The organism is Streptomyces sp. NPDC048639, from assembly GCF_043199075.1.
GTDB lineage: Bacteria > Actinomycetota > Actinomycetes > Streptomycetales > Streptomycetaceae > Streptomyces.
The window spans coordinates 241,593-264,842 of the sequence record NZ_JBICVP010000007.1; the positions used below are offsets into that span (position 1 = coordinate 241,593).

At 68.2% G+C, this 23,250-nt stretch carries 25 protein-coding genes, 1 tRNA gene and 1 pseudogene; 6 read left to right on the forward strand and 21 right to left on the reverse strand.

Annotated elements, in window-relative coordinates; all coding sequences use genetic code 11:
• Positions 1-61 precede the first annotated feature (61 nt).
• The 3 genes from ACGFNH_RS20975 to ACGFNH_RS20985 all read left to right on the forward strand — a co-directional run bounded on the left by ACGFNH_RS20975 (position 62) and on the right by ACGFNH_RS20985 (position 4,225).
• Entirely contained in the window at positions 62-1,579 is a 1,518-nt protein-coding gene (locus ACGFNH_RS20975; protein WP_393655813.1) for an FG-GAP repeat domain-containing protein, read from the forward strand.
• 249 nt (positions 1,580-1,828) lie between these two features.
• Positions 1,829-2,782 (forward strand): YIP1 family protein, encoded by a 954-nt coding sequence (locus ACGFNH_RS20980; protein ID WP_393655815.1) that lies wholly within the window; start codon positions 1,829-1,831, stop codon positions 2,780-2,782.
• A 327-nt stretch (positions 2,783-3,109) separates the two neighbouring features.
• On the forward strand, positions 3,110-4,225 hold the full coding sequence (locus ACGFNH_RS20985; protein WP_393655817.1) for a DUF2235 domain-containing protein: 1,116 nt from the start codon (positions 3,110-3,112) through the stop codon (positions 4,223-4,225).
• Positions 4,226-4,601: 376 nt separating this feature from the next.
• On the opposite strand, the gene ACGFNH_RS20990 is transcribed toward ACGFNH_RS20985, so the two are convergent.
• Both ACGFNH_RS20990 and dcd read right to left on the reverse strand, forming a co-directional pair.
• Entirely contained in the window at positions 4,602-5,099 is a 498-nt protein-coding gene (locus ACGFNH_RS20990) for a phosphoribosyltransferase (protein WP_393655819.1), read from the reverse strand.
• A gap of 55 nt (positions 5,100-5,154) precedes the next feature.
• Positions 5,155-5,730: a dCTP deaminase gene (gene dcd / locus ACGFNH_RS20995; protein WP_393655821.1), complete on the reverse strand. Its 576-nt coding sequence runs from the start codon at positions 5,728-5,730 to the stop codon at positions 5,155-5,157.
• Positions 5,731-6,594: 864 nt separating this feature from the next.
• On the opposite strand from dcd, the gene ACGFNH_RS21000 reads away from it, so the two are divergent.
• Positions 6,595-6,668, forward strand: a tRNA-Gly gene (locus tag ACGFNH_RS21000).
• Positions 6,669-6,731: 63 nt separating this feature from the next.
• On the opposite strand, the gene ACGFNH_RS21005 is transcribed toward ACGFNH_RS21000, so the two are convergent.
• The 12 genes from ACGFNH_RS21005 to ACGFNH_RS21060 all read right to left on the reverse strand — a co-directional run bounded on the left by ACGFNH_RS21005 (position 6,732) and on the right by ACGFNH_RS21060 (position 15,752).
• A complete protein-coding gene (locus ACGFNH_RS21005; RefSeq protein ID WP_393655823.1) occupies positions 6,732-7,889 on the reverse strand; it encodes a tyrosine-type recombinase/integrase in 1,158 nt (385 codons plus the stop codon).
• 32 nt (positions 7,890-7,921) lie between these two features.
• Positions 7,922-8,128, reverse strand: a complete 207-nt coding sequence (locus ACGFNH_RS21010) for an excisionase family DNA-binding protein (RefSeq protein ID WP_393655825.1) — start codon at positions 8,126-8,128, stop codon at positions 7,922-7,924.
• Positions 8,121-9,284 carry an AAA family ATPase gene (locus ACGFNH_RS21015; protein WP_393655827.1) on the reverse strand — a complete coding sequence of 388 codons (1,164 nt, stop codon included), beginning with the start codon at positions 9,282-9,284 and terminating at the stop codon, positions 8,121-8,123. Before ACGFNH_RS21015 ends, ACGFNH_RS21010 begins: the two co-directional genes overlap by 8 nt.
• Positions 9,281-10,168, reverse strand: coding sequence for a bifunctional DNA primase/polymerase (locus ACGFNH_RS21020; protein WP_393655829.1), 888 nt, complete (start codon positions 10,166-10,168; stop codon positions 9,281-9,283). The genes ACGFNH_RS21015 and ACGFNH_RS21020 overlap by 4 nt, the downstream gene beginning before the upstream one ends.
• 87 nt (positions 10,169-10,255) lie before the next feature.
• Positions 10,256-10,852: a hypothetical protein gene (locus ACGFNH_RS21025; RefSeq protein ID WP_393655831.1), complete on the reverse strand. Its 597-nt coding sequence runs from the start codon at positions 10,850-10,852 to the stop codon at positions 10,256-10,258.
• Between the two features lie 13 nt (positions 10,853-10,865).
• Entirely contained in the window at positions 10,866-11,054 is a 189-nt protein-coding gene (locus tag ACGFNH_RS21030) for a hypothetical protein (protein ID WP_393655833.1), read from the reverse strand.
• Positions 11,055-11,090: 36 nt separating this feature from the next.
• Positions 11,091-11,342, reverse strand: coding sequence for a hypothetical protein (locus tag ACGFNH_RS21035; protein WP_393655835.1), 252 nt, complete (start codon positions 11,340-11,342; stop codon positions 11,091-11,093).
• 140 nt (positions 11,343-11,482) lie between these two features.
• The gene (locus ACGFNH_RS21040) at positions 11,483-13,726 is read right to left on the reverse strand and encodes a cell division protein FtsK (RefSeq protein ID WP_393655837.1); all 2,244 of its coding nucleotides are present in this window, start codon (positions 13,724-13,726) and stop codon (positions 11,483-11,485) included.
• Positions 13,727-13,802: 76 nt separating this feature from the next.
• On the reverse strand, positions 13,803-14,048 hold the full coding sequence (locus ACGFNH_RS21045) for a hypothetical protein (protein WP_393655839.1): 246 nt from the start codon (positions 14,046-14,048) through the stop codon (positions 13,803-13,805).
• Between the two features lie 29 nt (positions 14,049-14,077).
• Positions 14,078-14,461 (reverse strand): RRQRL motif-containing zinc-binding protein, encoded by a 384-nt coding sequence (locus ACGFNH_RS21050; RefSeq protein WP_393655841.1) that lies wholly within the window; start codon positions 14,459-14,461, stop codon positions 14,078-14,080.
• Positions 14,461-15,441, reverse strand: a complete 981-nt coding sequence (locus tag ACGFNH_RS21055; protein ID WP_393655843.1) for a DUF2637 domain-containing protein — start codon at positions 15,439-15,441, stop codon at positions 14,461-14,463. The genes ACGFNH_RS21050 and ACGFNH_RS21055 overlap by 1 nt, the downstream gene beginning before the upstream one ends.
• Positions 15,438-15,752 carry a hypothetical protein gene (locus tag ACGFNH_RS21060; RefSeq protein WP_393655845.1) on the reverse strand — a complete coding sequence of 105 codons (315 nt, stop codon included), beginning with the start codon at positions 15,750-15,752 and terminating at the stop codon, positions 15,438-15,440. The genes ACGFNH_RS21055 and ACGFNH_RS21060 overlap by 4 nt, the downstream gene beginning before the upstream one ends.
• Positions 15,753-15,911: 159 nt before the next feature.
• Here ACGFNH_RS21060 and ACGFNH_RS21065 point away from each other — a divergent pair, with 159 nt between their 5' ends.
• Positions 15,912-16,265 carry a winged helix-turn-helix domain-containing protein gene (locus ACGFNH_RS21065; RefSeq protein ID WP_393655847.1) on the forward strand — a complete coding sequence of 118 codons (354 nt, stop codon included), beginning with the start codon at positions 15,912-15,914 and terminating at the stop codon, positions 16,263-16,265.
• A gap of 158 nt (positions 16,266-16,423) precedes the next feature.
• On the forward strand, positions 16,424-17,671 hold the full coding sequence (locus ACGFNH_RS21070; RefSeq protein ID WP_393655849.1) for an XRE family transcriptional regulator: 1,248 nt from the start codon (positions 16,424-16,426) through the stop codon (positions 17,669-17,671).
• Positions 17,672-18,999: 1,328 nt separating this feature from the next.
• Here ACGFNH_RS21070 and ACGFNH_RS21075 read toward each other — a convergent pair.
• The 7 genes and pseudogenes from ACGFNH_RS21075 to ACGFNH_RS21105 all read right to left on the reverse strand — a co-directional run bounded on the left by ACGFNH_RS21075 (position 19,000) and on the right by ACGFNH_RS21105 (position 23,239).
• Positions 19,000-19,629, reverse strand: a complete 630-nt coding sequence (locus ACGFNH_RS21075) for a hypothetical protein (RefSeq protein ID WP_393655851.1) — start codon at positions 19,627-19,629, stop codon at positions 19,000-19,002.
• Entirely contained in the window at positions 19,626-19,946 is a 321-nt protein-coding gene (locus ACGFNH_RS21080; RefSeq protein WP_393655853.1) for a PadR family transcriptional regulator, read from the reverse strand. Before ACGFNH_RS21080 ends, ACGFNH_RS21075 begins: the two co-directional genes overlap by 4 nt.
• 392 nt (positions 19,947-20,338) lie before the next feature.
• Entirely contained in the window at positions 20,339-21,439 is a 1,101-nt protein-coding gene (locus ACGFNH_RS21085) for a tyrosine-type recombinase/integrase (protein ID WP_393655855.1), read from the reverse strand.
• Positions 21,439-21,651, reverse strand: coding sequence for an excisionase family DNA-binding protein (locus ACGFNH_RS21090; RefSeq protein ID WP_393655857.1), 213 nt, complete (start codon positions 21,649-21,651; stop codon positions 21,439-21,441). The genes ACGFNH_RS21085 and ACGFNH_RS21090 overlap by 1 nt, the downstream gene beginning before the upstream one ends.
• Positions 21,648-22,769, reverse strand: a pseudogene (gene repSA, locus ACGFNH_RS21095) (replication initiator protein RepSA); the annotation flags it as partial. The gene ACGFNH_RS21090 and the pseudogene repSA, both read right to left, overlap by 4 nt.
• Positions 22,770-22,881: 112 nt before the next feature.
• A complete protein-coding gene (locus tag ACGFNH_RS21100; RefSeq protein WP_393655859.1) occupies positions 22,882-23,037 on the reverse strand; it encodes a hypothetical protein in 156 nt (51 codons plus the stop codon).
• Between the two features lie 10 nt (positions 23,038-23,047).
• On the reverse strand, positions 23,048-23,239 hold the full coding sequence (locus ACGFNH_RS21105) for a mobile element transfer protein (protein ID WP_393655861.1): 192 nt from the start codon (positions 23,237-23,239) through the stop codon (positions 23,048-23,050).
• Between the last annotated feature and the right edge of the window lie 11 nt (positions 23,240-23,250).

Genomic DNA, 23,250 nt, shown 5'->3' on the forward strand with positions numbered 1-23,250 from the left:
GCAGCATCAAATGATCCCCTTGCCGTCGACTTGCGGGCACACCCCGCGCCGGAGGAAGTACGTGCGGATACGAACCCTGGCCACGGCCGTCGTCTGCGCCACCGCGCTGCTCGCCGGTACGGGCTGCGACGGGGGCGGTACGGCGGCGCAGAGCGCCTCGCCGGACGGTGCCGGCCAGGACGGACCGTCCGCCTCCCCCGCCCCCTCGGGGTCCGCGTCCGCGAAGAAGCGCGCCGCACTCGGCGACTTCGACGGCGACGGCTACCGCGACCTGGCCGTGAGCGGCTGGCGCAAACCGCGGGTCGGCGCCGATTGGGCCCGCTACCGCGCCGCCGTGCCCGGCTCCGCGGACGGCGTACGGCCGGAGAAGTCCGTACCGGTGGGACCGCTGGCACGCGACGCCGCCGAGAAGGACTGGTCCGGCGAGGCCCCCTGGGCGGACGACGCCTCCGACCGGCTCCAGGGCGACCTGGACCGCGACGGCTACGCGGACCTCGTGGTGCCAAGGGGCCAGGAGGGCGCCTCCGGCGAGGACGACTCCGACGCCTCCATCCGGTGGGGCGGGCCGCGCGGACTGGACAAGAGCGTGGGAACCGCGGTCGAGGGCCCGGAGCCGGACTCCCTGGGCGACTTCGACGGGGACGGCTGGCTCGACCTCGCGTCCGCCCGGGGCACGGTCCTCCACGGCCCGTTCTCGCGTACGGGCACCCCCGCCCGTACCAGTGAGTTCGACGCGGACCAGAGCGGCTGGGGCATCCCGCGGGAGACCGTCGCGGGCGACTTCGACGGGGACCGGCGCACCGACCTGGTGGTCCTCGGCTCCTTCGAGGAGGAGGACGCGGACCTGGAGGACCCCAACGCCCCGCGGCTGAACAGCGCGGAGTGGTTCCGGGGCACGCCCACCGGGCTCAAGGAGGCCGGCCCGGTGAAGGACGTCAACATCACCTACACCGGCGGCGCACTGGACCCGCTGCCCGGCACCGCCGGGGACTTCGACGACGACGGCCGCGACGACCTCATCTTCTCCGACCTGGAGTCCCGCAAGAGCCTGAGCGCGGGCAGCCTGACCGTCGTCTACGGCGGCGAGCGCGGCCTGGGCACCGGGCGCCCCAAGACGTACGTCGACCAGGACACTCCGGGCGTGCCGGGCGGGAGCCAGGGCTCGGACGAGTTCGGCAACGGGGCGGCGGCCGGCGACATCGACGGAGACGGCCACGACGACCTCGCCGCCCCCGCCATGGGCGAGGACCAGGGCAAGGGCCGGCTGATCGTGATGCGCGGCGGGCGCGACGGCCTGGACCCCGGCACCGCGCGCCGGTACGACATCGACACCCCCGGCGTGCCCGGCACGTCCAGCCGGTGGCCCAACCCGGACGTCATCGACGACTACTTCGGCTGGGACACCCAGCTCGTCGACCTGGACAAGGACGGCCGGGCAGAGGTGGTGACCGGCGCCCCCGGGTTCCGGAACCGCAAGGCGCCCGCCTACTGGGTGCTCCCCGGCACGCCGGACGGCCCGGCGACGCGGGGACTGCGGCACTTCACGGTGGAGCGGGACGGAACGGTCTCGGCGGACTGAGGACGGCACCGCGGGCTCACGCGCCACGAGGCGCGGTCCTACGGGCCACGAGGGCGGCCCCGGGTGGGACTCGGGCTCGGGCCCCGGAGGACCGGCCGGGGGGCGAGGACTGTGACCGGCCCTGTTGTCGCTCGTCGCTGGGGTTTTCCCTACACAGTCCCCCTAGGGGATGTCACAGCTCGGCAGCAAACCCCCACCCGATCGCCCGCCCCGGACGTGGCAAACCGCACGAGCAGGTACGTTCGAATGGTGGCTGGATTCAGGATGGGACGCGGCCGGGACTCCGCGAGGCAGCAGGGGCAGCAGCAGCCGTACGGCGGACAGCCCTACGGCGGGCCGGGCGGCCAACCGTACGGCGGGCAGCCGGCGGCCCCGCCACCACACGGACAGCAGTGGCAGCAGCCACAGGGCTACCGCGGCGGTCACGGCGGCAACGGCGAGCCGGAGTACTTCGGCGCCCCGGATCCGTACGCCGGCCAGGGGCACGGCGGCCACGACCCGTACGCCAACAACCCCGGGCACACGCAGGCGTTCGGCATAGGCGAGGCCCCGGACGCGTACGGCCACGGCGGCTACGGCCCCGACCAGGGCTACGACCCGTACGGCGACGGCGACCACGTCGGGACCTACCGCGCCGGCCGGCCCGCGGCCCCGCCCGCCGGCCCGCGGCTCCACTGGAAGCAGTTGCTGAGCGGCATCGTGCTGCGGCCGGGCCCGACCTTCATGCAGATGCGGGACTACCCGGTGTGGGGACCCGCGCTCCTGGTCACGTTCATCTACGGCATGCTCGCGCTCTTCGGCTTCGGCAAGGCCCGCGAGGACGCCCTGAACAGCACGCTCTCCAGCAGCATCCCGGCGGTCGCCGGTACCGGCATCGCCTTCGTGATCAGCGCGCTGCTGATGGGTGTGGTGACCCACACGCTGGCCCGGCAGCTCGGTGGCGACGGCGCCTGGCAGCCGACGGTCGGCCTCTCGATGCTGATCATGTCGATCACGGACGCCCCGCGATTGCTGGTCGCGATGTTCATGGGCGGCAATACGTCCTTCGTCCAGGTCGTGGGCTGGGCGACCTGGGTGGCGGCCGCGGCCCTGTTCACCTCGATGGTGAGCAAGTCGCACGACCTGCCGTGGCCGAAGGCGCTGGGCGCCTCGTCGATCCAACTGGTCGCGCTGCTGGCCCTGCTGAAGCTGGGCACGCTGTAACGCCCGTCCGCACTCCACGAGTTGACGCGTATCGAGGCCCCCGCCGGATGGCGGGGGCCTTCCACGTCGGCGCCCGGGCGGGGCCTTCCACACTGGTGCCCCGGACCGCGTTTCCGAATGGCGAGGCCTGCGGCACGATGCGATCATGGAATCAGAGTTGCCCGCCGGTAGGTCCCGGCGCGGAGTGAGACGCCGGGAGACCGGCCGAGGGATGACATCGATGATGTGCGGGCCGGAAACAGTGCGAGCCCTTCTCGCCGCCGAGCGACCGCGCGTGCCGTCGGCCGCCAAGGCCTCGGAGGGGCGAAGGCCTCGGAGGGGGATGCCATGGCCAAGCGCCTGATCGTCTGCTGTGACGGCACCTGGAACTTCGCCGACCAGTCCAGCAGGACGAACGTCACCAAAGTCGCCCTGTCCGTGCGACCGCGAGTCTCCGGGGTGGAGCAACGCGTGTACTACCGCAGCGGTGTCGGCACCCGCCGATGGGAGCGACTGCGGGGCGGCGCGTTCGGCATGGGGCTGTCCGGCAACGTCCTGGACGCCTACCGCTTCCTCGTCGACGCCTACGAGCCCGGTGACGTGCTGTACCTGTTCGGCTTCAGCCGAGGGGCGTTCACGGCCCGGAGCCTGGCCGGCCTGGTGCGCAACTGCGGCATCCTGCGCCGGGAGAACGCCGACCGGATCAAGGAAGCGTGGTCCCTGTACCGCAACCGGATCGAGAAGCCGCAGGGCACGGCCTCCACCCTGTTCCGCCGGGCGTACGCACACGAGACGGAGATCCACTTCATCGGGGTCTGGGACACGGTCGGTGCCCTCGGCATCCCGGCTCCGGGTCCCCGGTGGCTCAAGCCGGTCGTGAGCCGGTTCAACCGTCGATGGGCGTTCCATGACACCGAGTTGAGCACCTGGGTAAAGGGAGCGTTCCAGGCGCTGGCCATCGACGAGCAGCGCACACCGTTCGAGCCGACGCTGTGGCACCAGCGGCCCGGTGCCACCGACAACGGCCAGGAACTGAAGCAGGTGTGGTTCGCCGGCGTGCACTGTGACATCGGCGGCGGCTACGAGGAGACGGCGCTGTCCGACATCACTCTGCTGTGGATGCTTCACCAAGCCCGCAGATACGGGCTGGAGTTCGACCCCGAGGCCCTGAACGGGACCGTGCCGGACGAGATGACCCCGGACACGAGCACCGGCTTCCGGGTGCGGCCCGACAGTACGGGGATGGTGCACGACTCACGCACCGGCCTGTACCGGCTGGCCCGGCCGTGGCACCGGCCCATCGGACAGGCCGCGGGCGGGAAGGACCGTCTCGACGGGAGCGAATACCTCTCCGAAACCGCCAAGGAACGCCACGAGAAGGACGCGTCCTACCGGCCGCCGGAGCTCGACCGCTGTCTCGTACTGGGGCAGGTACCGCTCGAACCGGTGCCTGACCGCACGTAGAACACACCTGCCACCCACCAGCGCGGAACGGCGAACCCTGACGCACTGCGCCCGCGGGGTGCGCCGGAGCGGCCCGCCCCTGCGGATGATCGGTCGAGGGGGCCGGCCCTTCGGTGGGGGCCGCTCCCGGCCTGGCAAGCCCACACATGAGGACAGCACAGGTCCCGGGATCCCCGTTCGGGCACCCACAACCCACAACCGCAGAAGCCACGTCACAAAACGCAGCGGGCCGCGCCCCCGAGAGGGGTGGGCGGCCCGAGAAGGGTGGGCGCCCCGAGAGGGGTGGGGGCCCGAGAAGGGTGGGGGCCCGAGAAGGGTGGGCGGCCCTTTCGGCTCGGGAGGCCGAGCGATGCGCCACTCACGCGCCATGGACGTCTCAGGCGTCGAGAACCTGCCCGTCACGCCGTATGACGGGCGGATCGACCGACCACGGGAAGTTGATCCAGCTGTCCGTCCGCTTCCACACGTACTCGCACTTCACGAGCGAGTTCGGCTTCTCGTAGATCACGGCGCAGCGGACGTCCGCGACATGCCCCGCGCAGTAGTCGTGGACGAGCTTGAGTGTCTTGCCCGTGTCGGCGACGTCGTCGGCGACGAGGACCTTCTTCCGGCTGAGGTCGACGACATTGGGGACGGGCGGCAGCATGACGGGCATGTCGAGGGTCCTGCCGACGCCGGTGTAGAACTCGACGTTCATGACGTGGAGATTCTTCACGTCGAGCGCGTAACCGAGCGCGCCGGCGACGAAGAGGCCGCCGCGGGCGATGGCGAGGACGATGTCCGGCTCGTAGCCGTCGTCGGCGATGGTCTGCGCCAGCTCGCGGGTGGCCTGCCCGAAGAGGGTGTAGGTCAGATTCTCGCGTTCCTCGCTCACGGCTGTCCCCTCTCGACTGCCGCAGGCCGCTCCTACTGCCCCGGATCCACCCGGATCAGACCTGCGTGCGGTGGAAGTTCAGAAACGAGCGCGAGGGCGTGGGCCCGCGCTGCCCCTGGTACCGGGAACCGTACTTGCTCGATCCGTACGGGTGCTCGGCGGGTGAGCTGAGGCGGAACATGCAGAGCTGCCCGATCTTCATCCCCGGCCAGAGCTTGATGGGCAGCGTGGCGACATTGGAAAGCTCGAGCGTCACGTGCCCGGAGAAACCCGGGTCGATGAACCCGGCCGTGGAATGCGTCAGCAGCCCCAGGCGCCCCAGGGAGCTCTTGCCTTCCAGGCGGGAGGCGATGTCGTCCGGCAGTGTCACGACCTCGTAGGTCGAGGCGAGGACGAATTCGCCGGGGTGCAGGATGAACGCGTCGTCCTCCTCCGGCTCGACGAGGCGCGTGAGGTCGGCCTGCTCGACGGCGGGGTCGATGTGGGGGTAGCGGTGATTCTCGAACACCCGGAAGTAGCGGTCGAGCCGGACGTCGATGCTCGACGGCTGAACCATGGACTCGTCGTACGGCTCGATGCGTACGCGGCCCTTGTGGATCTCGGTCCGGATGTCGTTGTCAGAGAGAAGCACGGACCGAGACTAACGGACCGGACCTGCGCATACGAACGGGTGGAACGAGGGAACGGACGGCGCGGGAGCGGGGACGAGCGCCAGGACCGCCGATGGCGGGGCAGGGGCGGATGGCCACGCACCCAACTGGGCGGCGGAGCCGCGGAAATCGGGGCGATGGGCGAGCGGAAACGGTCGCGGCGCGCGGGTGGCGAGGCCGCTGAGGGCCTCGTACCCGCGCGCCGCGAGGGTGCTGCGTTTGACGCTGTTCCGCGTTTGAGCTGTGCTGCGTTTGACGCTGCTTCTGCGGGCCCGGCCGGCTAGCGCTTGCCTCCTTGGCCCGGCACGGGCACGGCATGCCGCAGCCGGGCGCATCGAGGACAGCGCAGGAGCCGACCGGGTCCGAGACGGTCGGTACCGAGGTTCTGCATCGGGAACGACGAGGTGCTGAAGACGTGCCCTTCGGCACAACGGACGACGGTGCGCTCCATTGAGACCCTTCCCCACGAGCGTGAACGACAAATGCCACATTAGGGGATGAGCCGGGCACCCTTCCAAGCGGCACTCCGCGCCCTGAGGGTACGCCCAACTTCCCACCCGCCGTACCGGCTTCACCCTCGGGGCCGCCCCAACGTGTGACGCACCGCACGGGCCCGCGAAACGGGCCGTAGGCGTGCCGACGGAGGGCCGCATGCGGGCCCGGCGGGGCACTGCGGGAGTGCCCGGCGGACCGCTCCCGCCAACCGCTCCGGCCCTTTCGGACCGACGTCCACCCCAAGGTCGCCGCGAACCGCTTCCGGGCAGCGCAAAGGCCATCGGCGAACACACCGGGGCCATCGATGGGGTACAGTTTGCGGCGGTGAGACGCCTCACGCGCCTTACTACGCGGGTGTAGTTTAATGGTAGAACATGAGCTTCCCAAGCTCAGAGCGCGGGTTCGATTCCCGTCACCCGCTCCAAAGACTCAGGCCCAGGTCAGGGATAGGATCCCCAACCCGGGCCTTCGTGTTGTCTAGACCGATTCAGGCGCCGCGCACTACCTCCGCACCACCTGAGCCCTTTTTCGGCTGGTCAGAGCGCTTCCTTCGCTCGTCTCGGACCATCTTGTCCAGCCCGCTCGCTACCTCCTTCTGACGCTCGCGGTCCGAGTGCTGGTAGATGAGTGCCGCCTTCTCGGAGGACTGGCCGGCGCGCACCATCGTGTCTTTGAGCGTGGCGCCGGACCGCGTGGACAGAGTGTGTCCGGTGTGGCGGAGGTCGTAGAAGCGGAAGCCGTCTGGCATGCCGACCTTGGTTCGCGCCCGGCGCCACTTCCGTCCGAACGATGACCGACGGAACGGTGCACCCTTCTCCCCTACGAACAAGAGACCTTCGGGCCCTCTCCCCTTCTCCGCGTACCAGTCGAGATGACGCCGCAGATCCTTGTGCAGGAAGCCCGGAAGAATGACATACCGCTTGCCCGCCTCGGATTTCGTGTCTCCGACGACACGCTTCCCGGTGTTCAGCTCCGGCGCGGCCTGTCGAACCCGGATCGTCATGTCGTCCAGGTCCACATCCTTCCGGCGGAGTTCTGCCTGCTCCTCCGGCCGCAGCGGGCCGTACGCCCCGAGGTAAACCATCAGCCGCCAGCGAAGGCCCACCGCATCTGCGAGCGCATCCACCTGCTCCACAGTGGCGATGTCACGTTCAGCCGCGGATTCCTTCCCGGCGCCCCTGATCCGGCACGGGTTTCTACGGATCAATTCATCGTCGGCGGCGGTCTCCAGGATGGCCTTCAACAGACGGTACGACTTGGCCACCGTCGTGGGGGCACGAGTAGCTGCGATCCGTTCGGCCCTCCACTCCCTGACCTTGGGCGGGGTGATCTGGTCCAGGTCGTACCGCTCGAAGGTGGGCAGGAGGTGTAACCGAAGGAGCCGCCTGTACAGCTCATCTGTGGTCGGAGCGACGCCACGTTCAGCGACCCACTTGAGCGCGTACTCCTCAAAGTTGACCGCGCCCGCGTCAGGGTCACGCCAGTCCCGACGGCTGATGTCCGCCTCGACCTGGGACAGCCAGACCTCTGCTTCGGTCTTGGTGTCGAAGGTGTCCGACGCCCTCCGCCGTTGGCCAGTGGGATCGATGTAGGAGGCGGTCCAGCGTCCGGACCGGTACTGCCGCACTGCGCCAAAGCGTCGCATTGATTTGCCCTTCCTCGGGCCTCTCTTGGGCACTAGGCCGCCCTCCTACGGCGTGCCCGGGACACAAGTGCCGGGACAGTGCGAGCGGCGAGGAATGCGGTTACGGCGCTCTCCGGGATGAGCACACGCCGCCTGTCTTTGACGTACGTGATGCGTCGCTCAGCAATGAGGCGCCGCACGAAGCGCTCGCCACCCAGGAACAAGGCGGCCTCACGAACGGTCAGGTGTGGTTCAAGCACGACGTTCACCTCGCTGCTCAGCACTTGAACCGGACAGGCCGGACAGCTCCAACTGCGGCTGTCCGGGTGGTTCGGCCTGGTCAGACCTAGTAACCGGACAGTCGGACAGCTCGGACACCTCTTGGGCACCCTGGGTCCTGGCCTCGGTGTCCGGGTAGTACCGGCCACTGCCGTCCCTGGCGAGTTGGCCCGCCTCGACCATGCGAGAGCAGGTACGGCGGATGGTGTCGATGTCGACGTGGGACAGCTCCCCCGCCATGTCCTTGGGCTTGGCTCCGGGATGGGCGCGGACGTACCGCAGGATCGCGGCGCGCGTGTCCCCCACGGTGTGGTCTGAGGCCGGACCGTCCAGCAAATGCCAGGCACCGGAGGCGGCTTGGAACTGGAGCGCGTATTCGGCTTCATCTACGTCTCGACCCGTGACGTGCAGGATGCCGTCTGCCTGTCCACGCGCCCGCTTCAGTACGAGCGTGGCGTCTGCCGCGCCCGCGATGCCATTGGTCCCAGAGACTTCGGTGAGGAAGTCCTCGGAGCCCGCTTTGCGGACGTGGTGGACTAGGACGACCGCGATGCCGTAGTGGTCTGCCAGGCGCTTGGCGTAGCCGACGGCGACATAGTCCGCGTCGTACGCCGACACCCCTTGTGGGGCTTGGCCGCGCATCTTGGCGAACACGTCGATGACGACCATGCGAGCGTCCTCGTTACGGTCCAGCCACCCGGCAATGGCCTCGGTCCCGCCTTGAGGAAAGGGAGGGCACTCGGTCACGAGGGTGAGTCCGGCGGGCGCCTTCCGTCCGTCGAGCAGTTTGCCCATACGGGTCTGGAGACGACGTGGTGTGTCTTCCAGCGCCAGATAGAGCACGGGACCGCCCTGGACGGGCACCGAGTCAAAGGCGCGGCCCCCGGCTGCGACAGACAGGGCGATCCCGAGGGAGAGCCAGGACTTGCCGACCTTGGGAGGTCCGGCGAGCAGGCTGACGCCTTCAGCGAGGATGCCGGGCACGGCCCATTTGGGCTCAGGGAAGTCCGCGGCCATGAGCTGATCTGCAGTCCACGCGGTCCGGGGGCGCTCACGCTTCGGTGGTGCCTCCGGTGCTGTCTCGGGGTCTCCGGGGACTGAGTACAGGTGCAGCGGGGGAATCGGGTTGGCGCTCATACGGCGACCTTCCGGGCGCGCTTGGCTCCGGCGCGAAGGCCGGATGCAATCGTGCGGGGGATCTCGCGCGGTTTCTGCCCAACCTGGGCGGCCGCATCGGTGAGCCAGGCGGTCACCTCGGCCTCGTCCAGCTCCCCGCCTGAGACGAGTTGCCCAAGCGCCACGGAGGCGAGATAGAGGGCGGCGTTGTGCTCGTCCGGAGCAGAGCGCTTCACGCGCCCTACTTCGGCTTTCACTGCTGCACGCAGATAGGCAGTTCGCCGGTCATTGGCCGTGAGGGCGATGGTGACGGGCTTCTGCGGCGGCAAGGGCGCCGGGCGAAGCAGGTTGCACAGCCAGTCCGGCAGCGGCGCCACGGGCGCGTTGTGCACGGGCGTGTAGGGCCGTCCAGTCACGATGCTGCCCGCGGCGACGACGTAGCCGCCGTGGGCTCGAGAGTCGACCTTCCAGCCCAACTTGGCGGCGGTGTTGCGCAGCTCCCCACCTTCGGGAGCGTTGAAGTACAGGTGGACGCCGCCGCGGCCGGTGCGCACGGTGTTGGTCTCATGCGGGTACGGCTGGCTGTGACGCTCGCACAGCACCGCGAGCACGTCCTCACCGCTGGTGACGCTGTCGGCGGCCCATTCGGCCGGCGGGGTGTCATCGGTGTTCTTGGGAGTGTCCAGGTCCACTACGACCAGACCGGACGGGCCGGTCGCGATACCGATGTTGTAGGGGGCGTAGGTCCAGCACCGCGTGATGCGGTCCGGGTCAGTGGTGGCCCGCGTTTGCCAGTCGCGGACTGCGGGGCGCTTGTCGCCGGGGATCAGGGGAAAGACATGCCAGCCGCGGGCAGCAGCTTCAAGCGCCGCCTCGAGCTGCCCGCTCGTGTCTGTCTGGGGCATTCTGGAGTTCTCCTGTTCTGTCTTCGACGGTCAGGGAGAACCGCGGCGGCGGACGACCTTGGTGGGGAGTTCCGCCGCCGCGGCCCGTTAACTCTCGGCGCTTGGCAGCTCGGGCAGTCCTGCCTTGGTGAGCGCTGTCGGGTCAAAGCCGGGGAGGGTGGCGCGGGCGGTCAGCGCTTCCGCTAGTGCGGTGGCGTAGGTGCTGGCTTCGCGGGCTACCTCGATCTGCGTGTGGGCCCGCATGGTCTCGATGCGCTCGACGTGGGCGTGTTCTTCGCGCCGCTCGGTCGTGCGTCGTTCGTACGCGGTTGTTTCGCGGCGGTCTGTGCGCCAGTAGCGGGCGGCGAGCCCGTAGGCGACGGCGGTGGCCAGGGCCCACAGGAGCAGCGGCAGTGAGAGCCCGTCTGCGTATCCGGCGACCCCTGCCAGCGCCAGCCCTCCGGAGGCGGCGAACGCCGTGCCCGCGAGCACGCCGTCCCCGGAGCTGCCGATGGACGCGCAGGCTCCGGCGGCTGCGGCTCCGAGGGCGAGGGCGGTCATCAGCACGGCGTTGCCGAGGCTGTGTTCGGCGCCGTTGGCGTTCCAGATCCGGGCCAGGATCAGGACCGTGGAGGTGGCCAGGGCGGGCGCTGCCTTGGGCAGGGCTGCGGCGAGCCAGTGGCGGGCGGTGATCTGTTCGTTCACGACCTTCGCTCCTCTACGGGTTGGGGATGGCGTCGATGACGGCGCGGGTGAGGTCGTTGACGGGCTGGGCGGCTCCGGTGGTGGCGAGGTAGAAGCCGAACATCACGGCGATGAACGCGGCGCCGTAGCTGAGGGAGTTGGAGCGGAGCAGGAAGAACAGGACCAGGCCGAAGACGAAGACCAGGGAGATGGTCAGGGCCACGGGGTGTCTCCTTTGCGGCAGTTGGGGTGGTGGGGGTCAGTGGGTGCCTTCGCGGTAGATCCGCTGGGCGCGGTTGAAGATCCAGCGGCCGATGCGTATGCGGCGTCCGGTGGCCTTGCAGCGGCGGCAGTCTTTGCCGCGCTTGAGCTGCCCGCGGCGGTCGTGCTTCATCTGGAAGCCCCAGCCGTTGCACTTGCGGCAGCGGCCGAACGGCGCTGCCGCACACAGCGAGCCGTAACCGAGCGTGATGGCGAGTAGGCAGGCGATAGCAAGGCTGATGGGGGTCATGAAGGGCCCTCCTGGGGCGATTTCGGGGTTTCCGCAGGTGGGGTGCTATGCGCTAGAGCGCAGATCGGGGGCGGCTTGGGGTGCTAGCGGGGGTGCTACCGGTAGCAGGTGACCCCGCTACCGATAGCGCCCACCCGGGGCTAGGCGGCGCCCCGGTTTTCGTCACGCTCCGCAATGGCCTTGGTGAGGTCGGCGCGGACGATGCCGCGCCGTGTGGTGCGGGCTCCGTCGCCGGTGGTTCCGGCGACGCCCGTGGTCTTGATGCCGTGCGGCTTCAGGGCGCTGGTGACGTTCTCGCCCTTCCAGCCGCCGTAGACCTCCGGCCGAAGTTCCGCCAGGCGGGAGGCGATCCGCTCGTTCCACACCCGCTCCTCCGAGACCGGGACGACCGCGGCGACGTCGGCGAGCAGGTCATACGACGGCACAGGCGTGGCCTCGGACTCCTCGCCCAGGGCCAGGCCGGAGAGCGTGCCTTCGGCCTTGCGCAGCGCCAGGGCGCGTTGGGCGATGGCGTCGGTGGCCGGGTCGTCCAGGTAGGCGGTGCGCACCACGGTCGGCAGCGGTGTGGCGCCGCCGAGGTAGCCGTTACCGGCGTCGATCTCCGGGCGGAAGGCGGTGGCGCGCACGCCGTTCTTGTAGGCGCTGGTGCCCAGGATCATGTCGTTCTCGACTTGGCCCGCCACGCGCAGGCAGAAGCGGATGGAGACGTTGCCGCTGATGCCGGTCGGCAGTGAGTCCTTGTCGGGGCGCTGCGTGGCCAGCACCAGGATCACGCCCAGGGCGCGGCCGAGCTTGATGATGAACTCGGCGTCCTCGCCTGCCTGCTTGCCGTAGGTGGAGTGGGCGAACAGGTTCTGACACTCATCGAACACCGCGAGCAGGGGCCACAGCTTCAGCGAGCGCTTGTCGGCGATCTGCCGGGTGATGCGCTTGTCCGGGCACAGGTCCCGCGGCAGCTTCTTGATGGCCGCGGCCCGGCGCATGACTTCCTCGCGGAGCAGCTTCAACGAGTCGGCCGCGTACTTGATCGACTCGTCATCGATGCCGGAGACGAACCGGTGCGAGACGCAGGCCAGGGCATCGAGGTCGCCGGTGCCCTTGTTCTCGTGCAGCCACAGCTCCACCGAGGGGTCCAGGGCAGCGCCGCACGCGAGCACCCGCACCGAGGCGGTCTTGCCCTGGCCGGGTTGGGAGCCGATGAGGACGTTGTGCTGGATCAGCGGCACCGACTGGGCCCGGCCGCGCGGGTCCAGTCCGAACGGGACGCGCTTGAACACGTCGTGACGGCGCGCGTTCGCGAGCTGCCACTTGACGATGCCGGTCTTGGACAGGTCCCGGTCCCCCACCCACAGGATGAGCCGTCCCTCATGCTCGCCCGGGTCGGCGTCCGGCCACACGCAGCCCAGCGGGCGGCGAAGACCTGATGCCAGTCGGGCGCGCCGGTCGGCGACATCGGCCACCGTCACACCGAGCGGGAGGTCGATGTCGGCGCGCCAGCCGGGTCCTTCGCGAGTGATGGGCGAGACGAACTTGATGCCGTCCTGTCCCTTGGCCACAGCGGATGCGATCTGTCCGATGCCGATGGAGGCCATGGCCTTGACCACGATGTCGCTGCTCAGCTTCTGCACCTCGGTCTTCACCACGGCCCTGGTCGCCAGCGGAGCATCCGCCGGCGCCCCCGCCAACCCCAGCCCGAGCGCGGCCAAGACGCCCGCGATGACCTGCGTCATCGGCGAGGCGCCGTAGACGAGGTAGAGCAGGACGGCCAGGCTCGCCAGCGCGCCCAGCACGGTGACGATCGTCCGCAGGCGCACGCGCCGGTCCCGCTGGCGCGAGAGCTTCAGGTAGACCTCCGAGTTCTCCCGCCGCGCCTCCGCCTGCCGCAGCGGCTCACCCTCGGCATCAACCGCCCATCGCCCCACCCTGCCAAGGGTGTTGACCAGACCGCGGGGAGAGCGCCAGACCAGCTTGGGCACGTACAGGAACGGCACCCGCACCGCATGGAACGCGATCGTGTGCCCGGCATGCCCGGCCAGCCACTTCATCGCCTCCCCGAACTCCGCGGCCGACTTCGCCCACACCGGGACCACGTCCAGGCGCTTCGAATCGCGGATGCGGTCGATCAGCCCAGGGCCCGACTGAGTCGGTGCCGCAGGGTCGACCAGAGTCGGGCGGGAGTCGTCCGACTCCCACTCGCCCGGGTCGGCCGACTCAGTCGGCTTGGAGTCGGCAGACGCGTCGGGCGTTCGGTCGGGCTGGGAGCTGGCCGACTCCGTGCGGGCGGAGCGGGCCTTGCCCAGGTCGACCACATCGCCCTGAGCCTCTTCTGCCATCTCGGCTTCGAGGCGGTTGAACAGTTCGTTGTCGTCTTCGGGGTGCTTCACTGGTCTTCCTTCCAGATGGGAGGGATGGTGGGCCCGGCCGACGCTGTGAGAGGTTGGGCGGCCGGGCCCACCGGAATCAGGCAGTGGGACGAGGCAGGGCGCGGCACGTCGTGGAGTGCTCCTGCGCCCAGGGCTGGACCCACTTCTGCATGCCCTCGGCGCTGGCGACCGGGGACGGGGTGTAGGGGGCGTCGCAGCCGCGGCAGACGGCCTCATAGCCGCCCTCGGTGCAGGCGATGACATCGACGGTGGCGCCGACGATCGTGGCGTAGCGGTAGAGCACGCCCTCCGGCCACGCAACGGCATTGGTCTGGCTGGTCACAGCAGATCTCCTTGGCGGATTCAGGGTGTTCAGGCGGCGCGCTGTTCCTCGGGATAGGCGCAGGGCACGCACATCCCGAGCGAGGTCGGGATGACGTATCCGGCGTCCCTCTGGCAGGTCGGGCAGGTGCGGCGGGCGGTCATCGCCTTCGCGAGCGCCACCGTCTTCCGCAGCGTCATCGGGCGGACCGGCTTGGCCCTGTCGATCCGGTAGAGGTAAGCGACCTGGGCCCCGCCGCGGCGGCAGTTGGCCCGCATCACCTGAGCGGCGATCGGCTGCCCTCCCGGCCGCAAGCCACGGGCGCGAAGCTGTCGCCGGGTCGCCAGTCCGGCCGGGGCGAACCGCCACGGGTAGGTGGGTAGCCCGTACCGATGGCCGCTCGGGTCGTAGCACTTACCGAAAGCCGGGGACATCAGGCAGCCGCCTCCTCGGTCCCATCGGCGTCACCGTCGAGGGGGCGCAGGCGCCTTCCCTCGGCTCGCTCGGTCAGCAGCGCATCCCGTAGAACTCGGGAGTTGGCAGCCGAGCAACGCAGCGTGGTCCGGATCGCCTCGGCATTGATCCCGTCGTCCGACCAGTCGGCCGTTTCCTCGCGCGCCTGCTTCAGCAACTCGGCTGCAGTGCGAGGCGACTTCGCGGGCTTCGTCTTGCTGGGGCGCTTGCGCGGCTTGGATGCTGCACCCTTGGGTCGCGCAGGCTGCTCCGCTTGCTCCTGCCGGACGCCCTCGCTTGCGGGGGTGAGTTCCCCGAGCTTGAGCAGGACCCGCTCACGTCGCGGGGTCTTCGACCGCCACCGCCTACCGTGTCGCTCCCGCAGGTCTGCACGGGCCAGCTGCCGCTCACGCTCGCGCCCCAGGGCCACGGAGTAGGAGGTGATCTCCCACAGCGTCATCCGGCGCCACAAAGCGAAGGTCGAGGGAAAGGCGAGCAGCCAGCGGGAGCGGCGGATCTTCTCCATGCGCTTACCGGTTGCGGCGCCGATCCGCACGGCATAGATGTGGGCGATGATCTCGGCGAACACCACCCACAGCAACGGCATCGTGCCGTGCGCGAGCTTCGCCGACAGCGAGTGACCAGCGGCGATGTTGAGCCAGCAAGTCACGAGCGTCAGTGCCCAAGGCACGAAGCGCACCCATGCAAGCGCCATGTCCATCCGGATCAGCAGTAGGTTGGCGGCGGTGAATACCGGGATGGCAATGTCGATCCCGATCGGCAACATCCACGGCTGGCCGAAGTCCCAGCGCTCCGCAGCGGCCGACACCGCATCGAAGGAGGACGCCAGCCCTAACGCACCGACCCCGGCCGCAGCCAGTCCAGCGCAGCCCATGAGAGCCATCTCGGGCTTCGTGAGCGGCGGCACCGTGGATCGTGTCGTCTCAGTTGAGGACGTCATGCCGCTTCCCCCGTCCAAGGGGCCCGGCGCCGCCTCGTAGCGGACCGCAGAAGCGGGATCGTCCGCGTCAGCGCTTCGGCGTACAGCGCGTCCCAAGCGGCGATCTCGTCGCCGTTCTCGCCGCGCTCGCGCATGTCCTTCAACGCCTCGCAGGCCACGTCCAGCCTGGCCACGCGCTCCTCCGGAGCCTCGCCGGGCCGACCGAGGAACAGCTCCCGATCGATCCCCTCGGGCAGTTCCTCAAAGCCGAGCGCCAGCTCCTCGAACTCGAAGGCGGTAGCCGCCTGCTGTTCACCTACGTATGTGCGCATTGACTCTCCTGATGTCAGTCGGGCAGGGAGAACCAGTGCGGCGGGCGACCTTGGTGGGGAGTCCCGCCGACCTTTAGCTAGCTTGCACTGGTGCGCACTAGCGCGCAACCCCCATGCGTCAGTGCGTTGCAGCGCGCGCTAGTGGATACGCTCGTAGGCATGAGCTTTGCGGCGAGTGACCCCAGACCCAAGCCCGTGAAGGTGGCGGACGAGGTGCGAGAGCGGATCCGGAGCGGCGTGTATCCGGACGGCAAGCTGCCGACGACCCGGGAGCTCGCGAAGGAGTTCGGCTTCGCCGGACAGACGGTGCGGGACGGCCTAGGGGTTCTCGTGGGAGAAGGACTGATCTTCTCGGCGGGAAACCGCGGATACTTCATCGCAGGTGACACCGACGTGTCATCCGCTCGTAAACCGGACGTAGTGGAAGAGATCAAGGAAATGCGCCTCCAGATTCAAGCCTTGACTGAGCGCGTGGCAGCACTCGAAGAGGGCACCGCCTCGGGCGGTGCGTGATCTGGAATAACCATGCAAGGCACGGAGGCTGGGAAATAAGTGACAGCGGGGGGTCAGCGTTGAGGACAAGGGGACACTTGAGGTGTCACCGTTCTGTCCTCTTGCCTGTCCCCTCGGTCGGCGGGCCAGACTCGCGGTAGGCACTCGGAGGAGGGCGCATGAGCGACGAAAGGCCCGCGTGGGCACGGCGCATCGCGGCTGAGCGGGCGGCGCGCGACTGGTCACAGCTTGAGGCGGTGCGAGCGCTGCGGGCCCACGCCCAGACGGAGCTGCCGGCCGATGACAGCATGGTTCGCCAGTGGAAGCGCTGGGAGTCCGGCTCCATGCCGGGAGAGTTCTACCGGCCCCTCATCGCAGCGACTTTCGGCACCGTGACTCACGCTCTCTTCCCGGCACCTGCGCGGCGGAACGGTGAAGAGGAGATCCTTGTCGCGAGCGGCATGGAGACTCTCGAAATCGTCAGTCGACTCAACAGGTCGGATGTAGACAACGCCACACTCGATGCTCTGCGAATCACCGCCGATCGACTTTGCTCTGAATACCCATTCATGCCAAGCGAACAGCTTCTGATCGAGGGACGTCAATGGCTGAAGCGAGTGGTGGACCTCCACTCCAAGAGCCTCACCCTTGCTCAGCACCGTGAGGTACTGGCGCTCTCGGGCTGGCTCGCGCTCCTCGTCGGCTGCGTGGAGTACGACTCGGGGAAACGTCACGCTGCCGAGTCCACGCGCCGAGCCGCCCTGTCGATTGCGACCGAGGCGGACCATGCCGAAGTCGCCGGTTGGGCACACGAGATGCGCGCCTGGTTCGCGCTCACAACCGGCGACTACCGGGGGGTCATCTCGGCCGCTCGGGCGGGTGCCGAACAGGCGGCGCACCACGGCGTTGCTGTCCAACTGGCAGGTCAGGAAGCCAAGGCATGGGCCCGACTCGGAGACCGACGACAGGTAGAGGTGGCACTCGACCGTGGACGGAAGCTTCTCGAAGGCATGCCGCACCCGGAAAACCTCGATCACCACTTTGTAGTTGATCCAGCGAAGTTCGACTTCTACGCGATGGACTGCTACCGGCTCGTTGGGGAGGACAAACTAGCCCGGAACCTCGCTGAGGAAGTGCTTCGCGCCGGGACGGACTTCGACGGAACCGAGCGGTCCCCGATGCGGAACGCGGAAGCCCGCGTCACGTTGGGCGTAACGGCCGCCCGAGAGGGAGATCTCGAACAAGCGTTGATCCATGGCGAACGAGCCCTCCAGGGCGATCGGCAATCCGTGCCGTCGCTCATCATGACCAGCCGGGAACTCGCGGCCGTCATGAGGGAGCGCTACAGCAAGGAGCCTGCGGCACAGGACTACTTGTCCCATCTGCGAGACCTTGGACAGGCGAAGCCGGGTTTCCTGCCCTCGTAGCGCGTACTGCGTCCATCTACTCGGGAGCGCGGATACTCGCCCAGGTTCGGTACGGCTCGCTGCTCCTCACGACCCATTTCGTCGCCGCCCCCACCAAACCCGAAGACGCCACTCCCACCCTCGGATCCGGCTCGCGTTGGTCCAGAATTCATGGGGCTGGTACTCACGCCTTCGGCTATACCAGCGAATACGACGAGCGCGACGTCCAGCCCCAGGCCGGATCTCCCATCGACGTCCGGCGTTGTCAATTACGAGCATCCACAGGACCCTGCAGTCGATTCCATCAGTTAGATCCAATTGATCCGCATGATCTGGCGCCATATGCGCAACGTCTACTTCATAGCTGGTTTCATGTTTTTCCTGTGGTGGGGGCCGGAGTCTCCCAAGGAAGTGTTTCTGTGCCTGAATTCCGGGCCTAACGGTCCAAGTGCCGGGACCAGCACCGTAACCTCCATCTGGATTACGATCCCAACTAGCCGTATCCCTTACGAGCCACTTGGTGTTGGTCTCGACCGCCAACTTTACGATCTCAACCGGCAGGTTGCCTGCATTGTTGACGGTGAGCTTGACCGTGCCTGTTTCGACCCTACCTCCGTCGCTCCAGGGGGCTTTCCTTTCGTACTCGGTCTTCCACCAAACGCCGATAAGGTCAACGTCCTTACGTTCTAATGCACTCCTATCTCGCATGAAAATTGCCAGTGCGAGAACGAGAGAAAGCCCTCCGAACCATGCCGGAACCGTTCCCCACTCGAGATCCGCTGCGAGCCTCACGCCTCATCTCCTGTTGCTCGACCAGAAGGGACAGTCATACCTCAACTGGCAAGTTGATACTGGTGATTCCCAAGTAGCAAGTGCCGGAGAACACCGCCCAAGCACGCATGAGGCCGCCACTCCTACAGCGATCCCCTACCTGGTGTCCCAACTGTCCGGCTGTCCGGTTGGGGCGGTGACCTGCTGAAACCCTCCGGACAGCACCTTGCTTACTTGTCCGGGGTGTCCGGTCACCGAAGCTGAAACATTCTGGGGCGCCCAGCAGCCCTCGAAAGCCCGCTTCCCGATGTGCACAGTCACGCTGGTGCGGCTTTGCGAGCCAATCCGCAGTCGAGGGATCCGGATAGTCCTCCCCGAATGTTGCAGCCAGTTGGCGAAGCCAACACTCTCCCCAGTCGCAGGAGCCGGAGGCGACTTCCTTGGGCTTTTTGGGGAGCACGACAGAGGCTTGAGTGACGGCCTGTCATTGCCTTCGAAGTTGCTCTCCCAGTCACCCAAGTCCTGTGGATCCAGCTAGAGACAGACTGCAACGCTTGGGGATGCTGATCGACCGATCATTACTCTTCGGCCGAAGGACGGGTGGAGAGCTCGATGCCGCGCACCCTACGCAGCCACCGCGCCAGCAAGCACAGGCCGCCGCCCAGGAGTGCACATGGCTCCCATACCTCAGTCACCAGCGCCGGGATGCCGCCGTCGCCGACGATGTAGATCGCCTGACAGCCGACAACTGTAGCGATGACGAAATTCGTGCGCTGATCAGTCGAGAGCAGCCAGTCTACCGGGCGCCACAGAACGCCCAGCCAATCGTGAAGGCGATACCGCACTGCAGCCACGAGAAAGCCGAACGCGTAGCGGCGCTGCTGACGTGGAGACAGGAGCACTCCGCTCTCAGGGTCTCCCTGAAGATGCGCGCGCCATTGACTGATCATGTTCCGCTGCCTGCCCGCCAGCCTTGCCGCCCAGGAAGTTGCCCTCCACGCGGAGGCCGACCTACCACTTCTCAATGAGCGACGGATTTCAGCTCTGTCCAAGAGCCTCGCCAGACTCTTGGCCGAGCCAGCGATCACGCTTGCCACGGTGGCCGAGATGGTCGAGAGGTCGTTTCGCCCCGCAAGCAAGGCCACAAACGAGCCCGTGCACACGATGATCAGACCGGCCATCAGCAGGATCAAGACGGCCTTCCTCATGCGCCCCCTCCCGACAACCCGAGTCCGAAAGTGCGCCGCCGAGCGCGACGTGCGTCGAGGGCAGCGTGCGCCTGGAGTCGACCAGCCCCTGTGAGCTCGTAGTAACGGCGCGCGGGACGCCCCGGATGCGGCTCAGCCTCATCCCAGGAAATCACCCATCCGCGCTCCAACAGGCGATCGAGGATCGGATACACGGTGCCGGAACCGAGGTCTGCGTCACGGCAGATGCTCAGCCCCCACGCCGGGGGATTGCCCGTCGAAGCGAGCAAGACCTCCAAGACGGCAATGGTCGGCTTCGTGAGCCTGACAGTTGACATGCCATCAGTAGAGCATGTGTCGAGTACGACACACAAAACGCATGTCGACAGCGAGGCGCGTCGACAGCGAGCCGAAGGCGCGGCCTTTCAAGAAGGTGCTGAGTGTCCCGCACCACCTCAGCACCACCTGGTGCGGGCATCAGCGGTCAACAGCGGCGGACACGGCCGCGACTACGAGGACGCAGCGCAGACTATTTGTGCAGGTCAGCACTCCGAGGCAGCAAAGGCTTCTCTGGATTCCCAAGCTCAGAGCGCGGGTTCGATTCCCGTCACCCGCTCCACGCGAAAGCCCCAGGCCAGCAGCCCGGGGCTTCTTTGTTGTCCAGACCGCGTTAAGCGTCTTGCACCAGATCCGCACCAGAAGGCTTCTCCGTGCCCTTCTGCCGGGCGGCTTACACGGGCTGATCCAGACCGCTCGCCACCTCCTGCTGTCGCTCAAGGTCCGAGTGCTGGTAGATCAGCGCAGCCTTCTCCGACGACTGCCCGGCACGCACCATCGTGTCCTTGAGCGTGGCCCCGGAACGCGTCGCCAAGGTGTGTCCGGTGTGACGAAGATCGTAGAAGCGGAAGCCCTCCGGCATCCCGACAGCGGCCCGAGCCTTGCGCCACTTCCGCCCGAAGGTGGACCGCCGGAACGGCTTGCCCTTCTCCCCCACGAACAGCAGTCCATCCGGACCTTTCTCGGCGTACCAGTCGAGGTGCCGCCGAAGGTCGGTGCGCAGAAAGGCCGGCAGGACGACCAACCGCTTGCCTGCCTCAGACTTGGTGTCGCCAGGAGCACGGCGGCCGGTCGTCAGCTCGGGCGCAGCCATGCGCACGCGAACCGTCATCGCGTCCAGGTCGACATCCTTGCGTCGCAGCTCGGCCTGTTCCTCCGGCCGCATCGGACCGTACGCGCCGAGGAAGACCATCAGCCGCCAGCGAGGCCCGAGGGCATAGGCGAGCGCATCCACCTGGTCGACGGTGGCGATCTTGCGTTCGGCAGACGACTCCTTGCCCGCGCCCTTGATGCGGCACGGGTTGCGCCGGATCAGTTCGTCGTCGACCGCGGTTTCCATGATGGCCTTGAGCAGCCGGTACGACTTGGCCACGGTCGTGGCGGCCCCGGTCGACGAGAGCCGTTCAGTCCTCCAGGTGCGGACGCGTGGTGCGGTGATCTCGTCGAGGTCCAGGTCCTCGAAGGTGGGCAGGACGTGCAGCCGCAGCAATCGGCGGTACAGCTCGTCCGTGGTGGCGGACAGGCCACGCTCATCGACCCACTGAAGCGCGTACTGCTTGAAGTTGACGGCTCCGGCGTCCGGGTCCTGCCAGTTGCCGCGCGTCAGGTCGGCCTCGACCTGTGAGAGCCAGACCTCGGCCCCCTTCTTGGTCTCGAAGGTCTCGGGCGCGCGGAACTCCTGCCCGTCCGGGCCCCGGTAGCTCGCGGTCCAGCGCCCCGACCGGTACTGACGGACCGCACCGAAGCGCCGGCGGCTGCCCTTCTTGTTGCCCATCAGGCCGCCCTTCCGTAGCGCGACCGGCGTCGCCGGAGCGGCTGGACGGTGTTGCCGTCGATGTATGCGTTCAGCACGCTCTCCGCGATCCGTACATGACGGCCGACCTTCACGAAGGCGATCCGGCGCTCGGCGATGAGCCGACGCGGGAAGCGGACGGTGGTACCAAGGCGTTCGGCGGCTTGCTCGACGGTCAGCAGGAGGTCACTCACGACCGGTCTCCTTCCAGGGCAAGTTGGTCGCGTAGGGCTTCACGGGCGGTCTCGCGGTTGAGCTGGAGATCTCTTGCGATGGATGCGGCGAGGGCGGATTCGCCGGGTGTGTGGCCGTGTCCGGCGTACTGCCAGTCGGCGAGGACGAGCACGGAGTCCGGCTCGCGGTCGTCCAAGGCGAGGGCGGTGCGTTCTTGTGCGGCGCGGTAGTCGGCGCGGACCTGGCGGAGTTCGCCGAGGGTGGTCGAGTAGCGGCGGGACTTGCTGGAGAAGTGACCGCGGAACCCGAGCATGTGAGCCCAGGCCCAGAGCCGCCGGTCCGGGTAGAGCGAATCGAGGTCCCGGCAGGCCGTGATGAGGCGGCGTGCGTGGTCGGGCACCTGGTGGCGGTCGAGCTCGGCGAGTTCGCCAATGCGGCGGTCGAGGGTGCCGGTGTTCTCGGCTGCCTTGGTGGCGTACTTGGCGACGTAGGCGGCGACGGCTTGTTCGGTGATGTCCGAGCCGTCTCCGAATGCCTCGACCGGCCGTACGTCGAGCTGTGTGCCCCATCGGAAGGTGCGGGCAGGTTGGTCTTGAGCTGCGGGGACGGACACCGATGTGTAGGAGTGGCCCGCGGCTGCGTGGATGGCATCGGTGAGGAGGCCGACGGTGGCCCAGGACGGCGGAGGGGTGTCCGGTCCTTCCGGGCCGTCGATGCGAATCACGGCGTGGAAGTGCAGGGCACCGCGCTTCTGGAACTCGGCGACCTTGCCGTACGAGATCCGGGCCGAGTCCTTCAGTGCGCGTTGCGTGAGTCCGGCGCGGGCGGCGATCTCACGGCGGAGCCGGGTGGTGAAGCGCATCCACAGATCACCTGCGTGGTTGTTGAAGAGGACAGCGGCGGCGTAGTCGTACGTCTCGGAATCGAGCGCGCTGCCGAGCGCCGGGTCATCGGTGGCGTGCCGTAATCCGCAGCGGCAGACGCCTCGTTCGGGCCGGTTGTGGACCGATCCGAAGGACGGGGCGGTGAGGGTCGCGAAGACGCGGGGGTGGTCGCGAACGGTGGCGGGGACGTCCCGGCGGTCGTCGCCGGCCAGGCCCGCACGGATGAGGTGGTAGGTGTCCCCGGAGTACGTCCAGCGATGTGCTGCACGGCGGCGGTCAGCTCAGTGTTGAGCGGGGTGACGATGCCGGTCGGGGCCGGGTTGGTCGGGACCTTGGGGCGGAGCATGGTGGTTCTCCCTTCGCGGGTTACTTGACGGCGGTGTTGATCACCGGGGACAGGACGCTGTCGGCGAGGAGGTATCCGCCGAGCAGGAGCACGGCCACGAGCCACCAGGGCGGGCGGATGAGCTTGATGCCGAGGTAGCCGACGGCGAGCAGGGCGAGCCAGAGCGGGACGTTCATGGGTGTCTCCTCAGCGGACCTTGCAACGGTGAGTGCGGGCGGCGAGCTGGGCGGCCGACTGGCTGGAGAAGTCGGAGGACCAGCCGCAGCGGTCTGCGGTGCATACGGCGGCGTGTTTCGTCCGGCCGTGGCGGTCCCGGTGGGTGCCGATCTGTACGGGGCCGATGCGCATCACGGAGTGGAAGTGGTCGCGGGCGGGCATGGTCGGTCTCC